This is a genomic window from Leifsonia sp. SIMBA_070, assembly GCF_046534635.1.
Lineage (GTDB): Bacteria > Actinomycetota > Actinomycetes > Actinomycetales > Microbacteriaceae > Leifsonia.
Map to the genome: position 1 here is coordinate 1128329 of NZ_JAWRYK010000001.1, position 12712 is coordinate 1141040.

Here is a 12712-nt window from a genome sequence, read left to right on the forward strand (position 1 = left end):
GTGGTCCGGGTCGTCCTCGCCACGCACAACGCGCACAAGGCGCGGGAGTTCCAGCAGATCCTGGGCAGCGAGCTTCCCGGCCTCGAGATCGTCACGTATGACGGACCGGAGCCCGTGGAGGACGGCACCAGCTTCGAGGAGAACGCGCTGATCAAGGCGCGCACCGCCGCCGAGCACACCGGGCTGCCGGCGCTCGCCGACGACTCGGGCATCTGCGTGGATGTGATGGGCGGCGCCCCCGGGATCTTCTCGGCGATCTGGTCGGGCACCCACGGGGACGCCGCGGCGAACCTCCGGCTGCTGCTCGATCAGTTGGCCGACATCCCGGATGCCGCCCGCGGCGCGCACTTCACCGCCACGCTCGCGCTGGTCGTCCCCGGCGGCGAACCGACAGTGGTGCTCGGCGTCTGGCCGGGGAGCATCGCCCGGGAGCCGCGCGGCGACAACGGGCACGGCTACGACCCGATCTTCGTGCCCGACGGCCACGACGTCACCGCCGCCGAACTCGACCCGGCGGAGAAGAACGCCGAGAGCCATCGGGCCCGCGCGTTCGCGGCGATCCTGCCGGCGCTGCGGGAGCTCGCCGAGGCCGGCGGGCGCAGCTGAGAACGGCACTCATTCCCATCAGGGTCCGCCCTCTGGCGGGGGCGCCGACTTCTCTCTACCGTTGAAGTCGAGATGAGTCACGACCACGCCCACACCACCAACCGCAACCGCCTGCTGATCGCTATCGGCATCGTGGCGGCGGTGCTCGTCGTGGAGGTCGTCGGCGCGTTCGTGAGCGGGTCGCTGTCGTTGCTCGCCGATGCCGGGCACATGCTCAGCGACCTCGCCGGCCTGATCATCGCGCTGGTCGCCACCATCGTGGCCGCGCGCCCGGCGACGGACCGGCAGACCTTCGGGTACCGGCGGGCGGAGGTCTTCGGAGCCCTGATCAACGGGCTCATCCTGGTCGTCGTCGCGGTGACCGTCACCATCGGGGCCATCGGCCGCCTGGTCGGCGGCGAGAGCGACGTGCACAGCCTCCCGATGCTGATCGTGGCCGTCATCGGGCTCGTCGCGAACCTGGGGGCGCTGCTGCTGCTCCGCCCGGCTGCCGGTCGCTCGATCAACATGCGCGGCGCCTACCTGGAGGTGCTGGGCGACCTCGTCGGATCGGCGACGGTCATCGTCGCCGCGGTCGTCATCCTCACCACCGGGTTCATGCCGGCGGACGCTATCGCCTCCCTGCTGATCGCCGTGCTGATCGTGCCGCGCGCCGTCTCCCTGCTGCGCGACGTGGTGCGGGTGCTGAGCGAGGCGGCGCCGGCCGATACGGACGTGGCGGAGATCCGCGACCACATCCTCGGCACCAAAGGAGTGGTCGCAGTACACGACGTCCACGTCTGGGCGATCACATCGGGGGCGCCCGTCTTCACCGCGCACGTCGTGTGCGAGCCGGCGGTCTTCCGCTCCGGCCGCACGGGTGCCCTGCTCGACGAGCTGTCCGGCTGCCTGTCGTCGCACTTCGACGTCGAGCACTCGACCTTCCAGCTGGAGCCGGCCGAGCACGCGGCCCACGAGGACGAGTTCCACCGCTGAGCTGTGGTCGGACCTCCGGCGCTGGACGGCGGAGCCGGCGGCGCGGAAGCGGAGGCTCAGGCCTCCGGGCGGGTGCGCGCCGGCTCGTCGACGACCGGGGGAGCGGCGACGGCCTCCGCGTCGGGCTGACGCTTCGCCTTGCGGAGCGACCGGAAGTAGTGGAACAGCGTCGGGATCAGCGTGATGACGACCGCACCGATGAGGATGACGTCGATGTACTTCGCGACGAAGTCCGCAACGGGCGGGATGTAGCCGATCAAGTAGCCGAAGTACGTCACTCCTGCACCCCAGAGGAGGGCGCCGATGGCGTTGTAGAGCGAGTACTTGCGGTAGCTCATGTGGCCGACGCCGGCCGCGACCGGCGCGAAGGTCCGGACGATCGGGACGAACCGCGCGACGATGATCGCGAGCGCACCGAAGCGCTCGAAGAATCTGTTCGTGCGCCGCACGTTCTCCATCGAGAACAGGCCGGACTCCTTGCGTTCGAAGACCTTCGGCCCGGCCTTGTGCCCGATCAGGTACCCGACCTCGCCGCCGACGAAGGCAGCGAACGCGATGGCGAGCGCCACCCACCAGATGTCGACCCCGAAGACCAGCGACGTGTGCGTCAGCAGCCCGGAGATGATCAGCAACGTGTCGCCGGGGAACAGGAAGCCGATCAGGAGGCCGGTCTCGGCGAAGATGATGCCGCACACCACGAGCAGCGCCCACGGACCCGCCGAGTGGATGATGGCGGTCGGGTCGAGCCAGGGAATGAGGCCGGCGTGATGGATCACTGTTCTCCAGGAGGGATCGGTGGGAAAGCTGTGGCCGAGTTTAGCGGCGGCTGATGGCCGGAACCTGCACGAAGCGTGCGAATTGCGGCCAGATCGAAAAGATCATCCCCTGGGTCTACACCCGGTGCGGGAGAAGGGACTCGAACCCTCACGCCGTGAAGCACAGGAACCTAAATCCTGCGTGTCTGCCAGTTTCACCACTCCCGCGGTCGCGCAGTGCGCGGCTACGACATTAGCTCATGGACGCGCGGAGCCACCTCCGTGCCGTACAGCTCGATCGAGCGCATCAGGTCGGCATGCGGAAGGGTGCCGTTGCTCATCTTGACGTCGAACCGGGAGGCGCCGAGGCCCTTCGCCGCGTAGACGATCTTCTGCGCAACGGTCTCCGGCGAGCCGACGACGAGTGCGCCGTCGGGCCCTGCCTCGTGCTCGAAGCGGGCTCGGGAGGCCGGCGGCCAGCCGCGCTCGCGGCCGATCCGGTTGCTCATCACCTCGTAGTGCGGCCAGAGCGTGTCCTTCGCCTCCTCGTCCGTCTCGGCGATGAAGCCGGGGGAGTGGATGCCGATGGGCAGCGACGTGTCCTGCCCGAACTGCTCCAGCGCGTTGCGGTAGAGCTCCGAGAGCGGCTGGAACCGCATCGGGCCGCCCCCGATGATGGCGAGCATCAAGGGAAGACCGTAGTGGGCGGCGCGGACGACCGATTCTGGGCTGCCTCCGACGCCGATCCAGGTCTTCAGCTGAGCGTGCTCCACGTGCGGGTACACGGACTGATCGGTCAGCGGGGCGCGCAGCTGTCCGGTCCAGGTGACCGGCTCCTGGGTGCGGAGGGCGGCGAAGAGGCCGAGCTTCTCCTCGAACAGTTCCTCGTACTGCGAGAGGTCCAGCCCGAAGAGCGGGAACGACTCGACGAAGGATCCCCGGCCGAGGATGACCTCCGCCCGACCGTTCGAGACCCCGTCGAGCGTGGCGAACCGCTCGTACACCCGCACGGGGTCGTCCGAGCTGAGCACCGTGACGGCGGAACCGAGGTGGATCCGGTCGGTCCGGCCCGCGATCGCGGCCAGCACGACCTCCGGTGCGGAGACGGCGAAGTCCTGCCGGTGGTGCTCTCCGACGCCGAAGAAGTCGAGTCCGACCTGGTCGGCCAGCACCCCTTCCGCGACGACGTTCCGCAGCACCTGCGCCTGCGGCAGCGGTGTGCCGTCGGCGTCGAGCGTCACATCTCCGAAGGTATCGATCCCGAGTTCCAGTGTTCCGGCCATGGCCCTGCCCTCAATTCATGCGTCTGCATGGAAGGTAGCACTTGCGCCGGTGGCGGTATTCCCCCTTCGCGCCCCGGTCAGGCCGGCCGTGGCCTCCGTGGCACGTAGCGCGGGATGTAGCGGGCGAGCATCCCGGCTCCGACGAGGCCCAGGATGCCCATGACACCGCTCGCGAAGGAGATCGAGACGAGCGCCGTGAGCAGCGACACGAACAGCGGCGCCGCGGCCTGGCCGGCGTCGGCCGAGAACCGCCAGGCGCCCAGGAACGGCGCGGGCCGGTCCTTCGGGGCCAGGTCCGCGCCGAGGGTCATCACGATGCCGGCTCCCACGCCGTTCGCGACCGCCAGGAACAGCGAGGAGCCGATGTACCAGGCGACGTCGGCGCCGAGGTCCTGCGAGAAGGAGAGCATGAGGAAGCCCAGACCGAGGCCCACCATCGACGGGATGGCGCTCCACATCCGGCCGAACCGGTCCATGATCTGACCGCTCGAGTAGAACAGGGCGAAGTCCACGGCGCCCGCGATGCCGATGATCAGCGCGGTGTTCGATTCGCTGAGCCCGATGGAGACCGCCCACAGCGGCAGCAGCACGGTCCGCGCCGATCGGACCGCGGCGACGAGCGATACTCCAGCGCCCATGCGGGCCAGTACCTCCCGGAACGACCAGATCGTGCGAAACAGCCCGTGCGTGCGCTCCTCGGCATCCTCCTCGCCGGCGGTCACCGGGGTTCCGGACTCGTCGGCGACGCGCGTCGACGGGCCGAACATCTTCTCGGGGTCCGGCAAAGCGATCAGCACGATGACCGAGCCGAGGCAGCTGACGATGAAGATCCAGAACACCGACTGCGTGGAGCCGGTGGCGGCGATCACCGCGGAGGCGATCAGCGGTCCGATGAACCAGCCGCCGCGGAAGATGCCGCCGAGCGTCGACAGTGCCCGCGCCCGGTACTGCACCGGGACGTACGTCGTCATGAAGGCGTGCCGGGCGAGGGCGAAGACGGCCGTCGCGACGCCTACCAGGAAGATCCCGCCGGTCAGCACCCAGTAGTTCGGAGAGAGCAGGCAGATCACCACACCGATGATGGCCACGATGGCCGCACCGATCATCGAGGTGCGCTCGCCGAAGCGCGAGACGACCCATCCACTCGGGATGTCGCCGGCCAGCTCGCCCAGCATCACCATGGAGGCGATGAATCCCGCCATCGCCAGATTCGCTCCGAGATTGCCGGCGGCGACCGGGATGATCGGGATGATCGCGCCCTCGCCGATCGAGAACAGCAGCGTGGGGAGGAAGGCGGCGAGTGCGACGGAGCGGAAGCTGAAGGGGCGCTCGTCGGAAGTCATCTCCTTAACACCGTACAACTTTCTCCGGCCGCGCTCTCCGGCTCCGCCCCAGCGGCCGCCCGGTAGGCTGGAGGGGACATGATCGAACTCGACCTCTCCTCCCAGATCGCGGACCTGCGCTCCACCTTCGACGACATCACCGCGGTGGTCGACGTGCCCCGGCTCCGCGCCGAGATCGCCGACCTGAGCGAGAAGGCGGGAGCGCCCGACCTCTGGGACGACACCGCCAATGCGCAGAAGGTGACCAGCGCGCTCAGCCACCGCCAGTCGGAGCTCGGCCGCATCACCGCGATCGAGCGCCGCCTCGACGACCTGGAGGTGCTCGTCGAGCTGGCCAACGAGGCCGACGACGAGGAGTCCGCCGCCGAGGCCCGGGCCGAGCTGCAGTCGCTGCAGACCGCGCTCGGAGACCTCGAGGTGCAGACGCTGCTGAGCGGCGAGTACGACGACCGCTCTGCGATCGTCACCATCCGCTCGGGCGCCGGCGGCGACGACGCCACCGACTTCGCCGAGATGCTCATGCGGATGTACCTGCGGTGGGCCGAGCAGCACAAGTACCCGGTGAAGGTGATGGACACCTCCTACGCCGAGGGGGCGGGCATCAAGTCCGCGACCTTCGAAGTGGATGCGCCGTATGCGTTCGGCACGCTGTCCGTGGAGGCCGGCACGCATCGTCTCGCCCGGATCAGCCCGTTCGGCTCCGCGGACAAGCGGCAGACCTCCTTCGCGGCGGTCGAGGTCATCCCGCTGATGGAGGAGGCGACCGAGGTCGAGGTTCCCGAGGGCGACATCCGCGTCGACGTCTTCCGCTCCTCCGGACCGGGCGGCCAGTCGGTCAACACGACCGACTCCGCGGTGCGCATCACGCACCTCCCGACCGGTCTCGTCGTGTCGATGCAGAACGAGAAGTCGCAGATCCAGAACCGCGCGGCAGCCATGCGCGTGCTGCAGACCCGCCTCCTCCTGCTGCAGCGAGAAGAGGAGGCCGCGAAGAAGAAGGAGCTCGCCGGCACCATCACGGCCAGCTGGGGCGACCAGATGCGCTCCTACTTCCTCTACGGCCAGCAGCTGGTGAAAGACCTGCGCACCGGGTACGAGTCCGGCAACCCCAGTTCGGTGTTCGATGGCGACCTCGACGGCTTCATCGCCGCGGGCATCCGCTGGCGCGCAGGCAACAAAGCGGAGGCTCAGGCGTAACAGCGCCGGCACGCACCGCACGCCCGGCTCGCTGTCAGGCTTGCGGCCCGTTGGCATGTCGCTACTGCGGAACGCCCCGGGACTGCTTAGTCTCAAGGGGTCATGATCCGGTTCGAACACGTATCCAAGCAGTACGCGGGCACGGCTCGCCCTGCGCTGAACGGCATCAACCTGGAAGTGCTGCGCGGAGAGTTCGTCTTCCTCGTCGGCGCCTCCGGGTCGGGCAAGTCCAGCTGCCTGCGACTCATCCTCAAAGAGGAGAAGCCCACCAAGGGCAACATCCACGTGCTGGGGCAGGACCTCGGCACGATCTCGTCGCGCAAGGTGCCCTACTTCCGCCGCAACATCGGCGTCGTCTTCCAGGACTTCCGCCTGCTGCCGAACAAGAACGTCTTCCAGAACGTCGCGTTCACGCTGCAGGTGATCGGCAAGTCGCGGGGCTTCATCCAGGAGGCCGTGCCCGACGTCCTGAAGATGGTCGGACTCGACGGCAAGGCCCAGCGACTGCCGCACGAGCTCTCCGGCGGTGAGCAGCAGCGCGTGGCGATCGCCCGCGCCGTGGTGAACAAGCCGCAGGTGCTGCTCGCCGACGAGCCGACGGGAAACCTCGACCCCGCGACCAGCGCCGGCATCATGGCCGTGCTGGAGCGCATCAACGCCGGAGGCACGACCGTGCTCATGGCCACGCACGAGGCGGCGATCGTCGACCAGATGAAGCGCCGCGTCATCGAGCTCGTCGGCGGCCAGATCGTGCGCGACGAGCGCCACGGCGGCTACGGCTTCACGGCCGCTGTGCCGATCGCCCAGCCGCTGGAGCGAGACGAGCCGGTGTCGGCCGCCGCCCCCGTATTCGCAGGAGGGTTCCCCGCCCAGCAGGCCGAGGCTCCCATGACGCGCCCGCACGCGCCGACCTCCACGCCGACCGCCCCCGTCTCGGTCCCGCAGCAGACGGCCCCCGTGCAGCAGACGGCGCCCGTGCAGCACCCGGCGCACGTCCAGCAGCCCGCGCCCGTGCAGCAGCCGGCCCCCGTGCAGCAGGAGCAGCCCGCCTATCCCGCTCCCGTGCAGTTCGCGGCCGCTCCGGTTGCGCCGGCGCCGTCGTCGGAGGAGCTGCCGGACCACCTGAACTTCACCGCCAACCTCGACCTCAGCGGGCTGCGCGACGGCGCCGACCGCGACGGCGACCAGAATGTGGGGCCGACGAAATGAGATTCGGACTCATCTGGTCGGAGGTCGGCAACGGCCTCCGCCGCAACCTCTCGATGGTGGTCTCCGTCATCCTGGTGACCTTCATCTCCCTCACCTTCGTCGGGACGGCCGTGCTGCTGCAGATGCAGATCGGCCAGATGAAGACGTACTGGTACGACCGGGCCCAGGTCGCGGTCTACATGTGCACGCAGACGGACAACTGCGCCGGCGGCGCCGCGACGGACCAGTCGATCGAGGCCGTCAAGAAGCAGCTCGAGTCGCCGGAGCTCTCGCCCTACATCCAGAAGTTCTACTTCCAGGACCAGAAGCAGGGCTACGACCAGTTCAAGCAGCAGTTCAAGGGCAACCAGATCGCCGACTTCGTCACGCCGGACATGATCCCGCAGACGTTCTGGGTCAACCTGAAGGACCCGAACAACTCGGCCGTGCTGACCGAGACGCTGTCCGGATCCGCCGGCGTCCAGAGCGTCGTCGACCAGCGGAGCTACCTGGATCAGATCTTCAGCATCCTGAACGCCGCGAGTTACACCGCGATCGGGATCGCGGCGCTGATGCTCGTCGCCGCTGTGCTGCTGATCGCGACGACCATCCGTCTCTCGGCGTTCTCGAGACGCAGGGAGATCGGGATCATGCGGCTCGTCGGAGCCTCGAACAGGTTCATCCAGACGCCGTTCATCATCGAGGGTGTGATCGCCGCGCTGATCGGCTCTGTCCTGGCGTCGGTCGTGATCGCGGTCGGGGTGCAGTTCTTCGTGCGCGGATACCTGAGCGACCGCATCCAGTCGATCAACTTCGTCGGCATGGAGCAGGCCTGGCTGGTGATCCCGATCCTGGTCGTCATCGGCATCGTCCTGGCGGCAGCGTCCGCCAACTTCGCCATCAAGCGCTATCTGAAGGTCTGACCCGCCCGCTCGACTCGCCGGCACGATAGACTGGTCCGCTGCCCGGCACGGTGCCGGGCGGCATCCCGTGCGACGTCAGGAGTGAGCAGTGCCGAAGGAACGTGGTCAGAAGGTCGTGGCCACCAATCGCCGTGCGCGCCACGACTACACGATCGAGGACACCTTCGAGGCCGGTCTGGTCCTGACCGGCACCGAGGTGAAGTCGCTGCGGCTGGGCCGTGCGTCGCTCGTCGACGGCTACGCCTTCGTCGACGGCGGCGAGGCGTGGCTCGACGCCGTCCACATCCCCGAGTACGCCGACGGCACCTGGAACAACCACGCTCCGCGCCGCAAGCGCAAGCTGCTCCTGCACAAGGCGCAGATCCTGAAGATCGAGAACAAGGTCAAGCAGGGCGGCTACACGATCGTGCCGCTGTCGATCTACTTCAACGATGGGCGGGCCAAGGTCGAGATCGCGATCGCCAAGGGCAAGCGCGAGTACGACAAGCGCCAGGCGCTGCGCGAGCGACAGGACAACCGTGAGGCTCAGCGGGCGATGTCGACCCGCAACCACCTGGGCGAGTGACCTCCGGCTGACCGGATCTTCCGTCAGTGGGGAGTGCGAGACTGAGGGCATGGATTCCGTCGCGCAGCGCCTCCCGATCGCAGGAACGTACAACTTCCGTGACGTGGGCGGCTATCCGGCCGGCGGGGGAGTGACCCGCTCGGGCAAGCTGTTCCGCGCCGACGCGCTCGGGCGGCTCGGCGAGGCGGGCCGGGAGGGGCTGCGGGAGCTCGGCATCCGCATCGTCATCGACCTGCGTGATGACTTCGAGGTGGAGGGACTGCCGGACGACCTCGAAGGTCTCGACGTGGAGGTGCTGCATCTGCCCGTCTTCGAGGGCTCCGGCGCCTCCGCTTCCACTGTGGGCGCGACGATCGTGCACCTCTACGACAAGATCGTGTTCCAGCACACGGACGTGATCGTGCGCGCCCTGCGCGAGATCGCGGACACTGGCGACGAACCCGTCGTGGTGCACTGCACCGCGGGCAAGGACCGCACGGGAATCGTGATCGCTCTGGCACTGCTGGCGGTCGGGGTCGACCGCGAGACGGTGGTGGAGGACTACGCCGCCACCGAGGCCAACCTGGCCGGCCCATGGCTGGAGGGCATGCTCGAGCTCGTCCGCGGCTACGGTGTCGAGGTCACGCCGGACCTGCGGATCATCCTGGGCGGGAGCCCGCGGGAGGCGCTCGAGACGACGATCGACCGGATCGAGGAGCGTCATGGGAGCGTTCGCGACTATCTGCTCGCCGCTGGGCTCGATGAAGTGGAGCTGGCGAAGCTGCGCTCCGTCCTCGTCGCACCCGCCTGAGCGGAATTCTCATCGGACCCATAACCGCCTCCCAGCGGCATCCGGGCTCGCGCCTGCTTTCATGTGATCATGAGCAACACCCAGCCGACCGAGCCGCTGCCGCCTCGTCCTGACCAGCCGACCTCGCCGTACCCGCCGAACGAGGCGGGCGTGCCGCGCGCCGTGCCGGCGGAGCCGTTCTACAAGCGCCACGGGCTGGCGTTCGCCATCTCGACGCTGGTGCTCTCGATCGTGGTCCTGCTCGGGCTGTTCACGGCGGGGGCCTTCGCCGTCGCCAGCGTCGTCACGCATGTGGGGGAGCGGATGATCTCGCACGCACAACCTCAGGAGCCGCAGCAGCCGCAGCCCGGTGTGCCGGGCCTTCCTGGTCGGCCGGGTGACGGGAGCGGCTCCGGTGGAGGAAACGGCGGAGGCCAGCAGGGCGGCAACGGGAATCCCGCTCGGGAACTCGTCCGCGGGACCATCGCCTCCCTGTCCGGCGACACCTGGACGCTGACCAAGCAGAACGGCGGCACGGTGACGGTGAAGCTGGATTCCTCCACCGCCTTCGGTCTGCCCGGCCAGCCCGCGTCGAAATCCGATTTCGCGAAGGGCGACGCGGTCATCGTGGTCGGGAAGGCCTCCGGAGGGACGGTGACGGCCACCCGCGTCCTCAAGCTGGCCGGTTACCCCACCCGTCCGCCGTCGACGCCGGGGACGTCGCAGACGCCCGGTTCCTGAGCGTTCATCCCGGCTTCGGGGGGCCGACCCGGCTCAGAGGGCCGCCGGGCTCAGGAGGGCGACCCGGCTCGGGAGGCCGCCCCGGCCTCAGCTCGCCGAGAACCGGGCGTGCACCTGGACCGCGATCGTCAGCTCCTCCGGTTTCAGGGCGAGGGTCGCGCCGCCCGTGCCCGCCGACATCGCCCGTGCGGTCAACGGCTGCACCGGCTGGCCGGGAGCGGACCCGTCTCCGAGCATCCCGGGGTCGCTCAGGGCGAGCGGCTTCACGGTGGTGAGCCCGAGGCTGGTCGCGTAGACCGTCGCCTTCGCCACCGCGTTCTCGACGGCGCGACGTCGCGCCTCCTGCGTCAGAGACTGGCGGCGGGCCTCGGTGAGCGACCAGGCGACGCCGTCGACCGTGACCCCGTCGAGCAGGGACGTCACTCCCACCCAGTCGGAGAGCGCGGCCAGGTCGCTGAAGAGGGCGTCGATGCCGATCTCGGCGTGGTGGACGACATCCTGGCGGCTGCCGTCCGCCGCCCACGGCCGCTCGCCCCACACCCGCAGCTGATCGGACGACCACTGGGTCACAGGGCCGCTCTGAGGGTGATGGAGTTCGCGGAGCTCGGCGCTGAGGGAGAGCTGTCGCTGCGTGGTGAGCGCGAGCACGTCCTCCCGTGCCGGCCCTTCGTACGAGACGCGCAGCCGCACCGCGCCCCGCTCAGCCGGATGCCGCAGCTCGTACTCGCCCTGGACGGTGATGATCGTGTCGGCCATTCACCGATCGTGGCATAAACCGCCGGGCCGAGATGTTGTAGACTGTGAAGCTCGCCGCTCGTCGGCGGGATCTGCATCTGAAGAACTCAACAGCGCGTGACAGCGACCCGGCCACTCGGCCGCGCATGGGGATGATCGGTTTCGACATTGTCTGCGTGACTGTGAGAAGCGGGTCGAGGATGCATGGTTATCTCGTTAACGATCCATGCAAAAAAATAAGTGCCAATAACAAGAGCACTGTCTCGGCTCAGGCCGACTTCGCCCTCGCGGCGTAAGTCCACCTCCGCCATTTAAGAGACCGTCAGTCCGGGAATCGTCCTCTACCCGGGTCCTGGCGTCAGCTAGGGGACTTGCTTCTGCGTTGAGCATCAGGGCGCAGAGGGACTTCCACTGATACTGGGTCCGTCGGAGCAGGTGCCAGCGACAAGCTCCGGGACCGAGAAAGCGTCTTCACTGGATACGCCCGTAGAAGGCACATGACCACAGCAGTGGACGGGGGTTCGATTCCCCCCATCTCCACCATTCGGTCGCTGTCACGCGTTGTTCGAGAGTTGGTATCTGCGTATGGACGCAGATGAGCCGATGTGTGGTCGTCTTCCGGACAGCCAATACGTGGAGCTGGGGTCGCCTTCGCCGGATTCGGGCTCGACTCGGCGTTCGTCGCTCTCGCCGGCTACCTCTTCATCCAAACCGCCCTCGCTCTCTTCACCGGCACGGCCCCGACAGCGTCGGTGGAATCGTCTGGACGGGCATCACGGCGGTCACCATGTTCGTGCTCGCGGCACTCAGGACCCGAACCGGCGCGCACTGCCCGGTGCTCCAGAAAGAGGGCCGCGTGGCCATGATCGACGGCCTGCCGGCCGCGGTGCTGCTCGGCGTCCCGGTGAATACGGCCTTCCGCGCACCCGCGGCAGCGTGATCGCCTCTCGTGGCGCCGAGTGGTGAGTAGGTGCGCCTATTCCCGAGGATTTGCGACATCTGCTCACCACTCGGTCGGTCCCAGCCTGTCCTTAGATACCTCTCGCGGTGGATGCCCGCAGACGTCAGGCGGCGCACCATGAGCGCATGTGGGTGCGTCGTCTCGTCATCGCGGTTGCCGCGTACGCTCTCTTCGCCGGCAGCCTGGCCGTCGTCTACGCCGTTGTGCAGCACAACGGCCGGAATGCGGTCGAGGATGCGCCGCGCCAGCTGCTTAGCTCCACTGTCGATCCGTCTTCCGAACCACATGAGGAACTTGCCCGATTCCAAGGTGTCTTCTGGGTGCGCTACGACGCCGGCGACCGTCCCATCGCCGGAAACGGGTACCTGCACGGCACGATCGCCACGGTGCCTTCCGGAGTGCTGGCCACTGCTCGGGAAGCAGGGGAGGATGCGGTGACCTGGCAGCCGGAGAACGGCCTGAGATTCGCGATCGTGGCGGAGGATGTCGGCCACGGTGATGTCATGATGGCCGGTGCGTCCCTCGACCGCACAGAAGGCAGAGCGGACGCCACGTTGCTCTACGTCCTCCTCGGCCTCATCGCCGGCGCTGTGGTCGTCGCGGTCGCCTGTGCAGTCGACGCGCTCGTGCGCCCTCTTGTCAGCGCGCGCCGCACGCTGCCAGGGTGAGGC

At 68.5% G+C, this 12712-nt stretch carries 14 protein-coding genes, 1 tRNA gene and 1 other RNA gene; 11 read left to right on the forward strand and 5 right to left on the reverse strand.

Annotation, left to right across the window (positions count from 1 at the left end):
* Entirely contained in the window at nt 1-606 is a 606-nt protein-coding gene (gene rdgB / locus SB754_RS05245) for an RdgB/HAM1 family non-canonical purine NTP pyrophosphatase (protein WP_410781295.1), read from the forward strand.
* A 72-nt stretch (nt 607-678) separates the two neighbouring features.
* On the forward strand, nt 679-1581 hold the full coding sequence (locus tag SB754_RS05250; protein ID WP_410781296.1) for a cation diffusion facilitator family transporter: 903 nt from the start codon (nt 679-681) through the stop codon (nt 1579-1581).
* Nucleotides 1582-1637: 56 nt separating this feature from the next.
* Here the strand turns inward: SB754_RS05250 and SB754_RS05255 are convergent, their stop codons facing one another.
* The 4 genes from SB754_RS05255 to SB754_RS05270 form a co-directional block, all read right to left on the reverse strand.
* Nucleotides 1638-2357 (reverse strand): DedA family protein, encoded by a 720-nt coding sequence (locus tag SB754_RS05255; protein ID WP_410781297.1) that lies wholly within the window; start codon nt 2355-2357, stop codon nt 1638-1640.
* Nucleotides 2358-2482: 125 nt separating this feature from the next.
* A tRNA-Leu gene (locus SB754_RS05260) sits at nt 2483-2564 on the reverse strand.
* 17 nt (nt 2565-2581) lie between these two features.
* Complete coding sequence (locus tag SB754_RS05265; RefSeq protein ID WP_410781298.1) at nt 2582-3619, reverse strand: LLM class flavin-dependent oxidoreductase; 1038 nt, start codon at nt 3617-3619, stop codon at nt 2582-2584.
* A gap of 77 nt (nt 3620-3696) precedes the next feature.
* Nucleotides 3697-4962 (reverse strand): MFS transporter, encoded by a 1266-nt coding sequence (locus SB754_RS05270; RefSeq protein WP_410781299.1) that lies wholly within the window; start codon nt 4960-4962, stop codon nt 3697-3699.
* A 78-nt stretch (nt 4963-5040) separates the two neighbouring features.
* Here SB754_RS05270 and prfB point away from each other — a divergent pair, with 78 nt between their 5' ends.
* The 6 genes from prfB (at nt 5041) to SB754_RS05300 (ending at nt 10345) form a co-directional block, all read left to right on the forward strand.
* A complete protein-coding gene (gene prfB / locus SB754_RS05275; protein ID WP_410781300.1) occupies nt 5041-6159 on the forward strand; it encodes a peptide chain release factor 2 in 1119 nt (372 codons plus the stop codon).
* Between the two features lie 102 nt (nt 6160-6261).
* Nucleotides 6262-7368 (forward strand): cell division ATP-binding protein FtsE, encoded by a 1107-nt coding sequence (gene ftsE, locus SB754_RS05280; RefSeq protein ID WP_410781301.1) that lies wholly within the window; start codon nt 6262-6264, stop codon nt 7366-7368.
* Nucleotides 7365-8270, forward strand: a complete 906-nt coding sequence (gene ftsX, locus SB754_RS05285; RefSeq protein WP_410781302.1) for a permease-like cell division protein FtsX — start codon at nt 7365-7367, stop codon at nt 8268-8270. Before ftsE ends, ftsX begins: the two co-directional genes overlap by 4 nt.
* A gap of 88 nt (nt 8271-8358) precedes the next feature.
* The gene (gene smpB / locus SB754_RS05290; protein ID WP_410781303.1) at nt 8359-8835 is read left to right on the forward strand and encodes an SsrA-binding protein SmpB; all 477 of its coding nucleotides are present in this window, start codon (nt 8359-8361) and stop codon (nt 8833-8835) included.
* A gap of 49 nt (nt 8836-8884) precedes the next feature.
* Entirely contained in the window at nt 8885-9625 is a 741-nt protein-coding gene (locus SB754_RS05295) for a tyrosine-protein phosphatase (protein WP_410781304.1), read from the forward strand.
* A 69-nt stretch (nt 9626-9694) separates the two neighbouring features.
* Complete coding sequence (locus SB754_RS05300; protein WP_410781305.1) at nt 9695-10345, forward strand: DUF5666 domain-containing protein; 651 nt, start codon at nt 9695-9697, stop codon at nt 10343-10345.
* An 87-nt stretch (nt 10346-10432) separates the two neighbouring features.
* On the opposite strand, the gene SB754_RS05305 is transcribed toward SB754_RS05300, so the two are convergent.
* On the reverse strand, nt 10433-11101 hold the full coding sequence (locus tag SB754_RS05305) for an SIMPL domain-containing protein (RefSeq protein ID WP_410781306.1): 669 nt from the start codon (nt 11099-11101) through the stop codon (nt 10433-10435).
* A 127-nt stretch (nt 11102-11228) separates the two neighbouring features.
* Between SB754_RS05305 and ssrA the strand changes: the two genes are divergently transcribed.
* From ssrA to SB754_RS05320, 3 genes are all read left to right on the forward strand, one after another.
* Nucleotides 11229-11623, forward strand: a transfer-messenger RNA (tmRNA) gene (gene ssrA, locus SB754_RS05310).
* A 244-nt stretch (nt 11624-11867) separates the two neighbouring features.
* The gene (locus tag SB754_RS05315) at nt 11868-12020 is read left to right on the forward strand and encodes a hypothetical protein (RefSeq protein WP_410781307.1); all 153 of its coding nucleotides are present in this window, start codon (nt 11868-11870) and stop codon (nt 12018-12020) included.
* A 146-nt stretch (nt 12021-12166) separates the two neighbouring features.
* Nucleotides 12167-12709: a hypothetical protein gene (locus tag SB754_RS05320; RefSeq protein WP_410781308.1), complete on the forward strand. Its 543-nt coding sequence runs from the start codon at nt 12167-12169 to the stop codon at nt 12707-12709.
* The last annotated feature ends 3 nt before the right edge of the window (nt 12710-12712 follow it).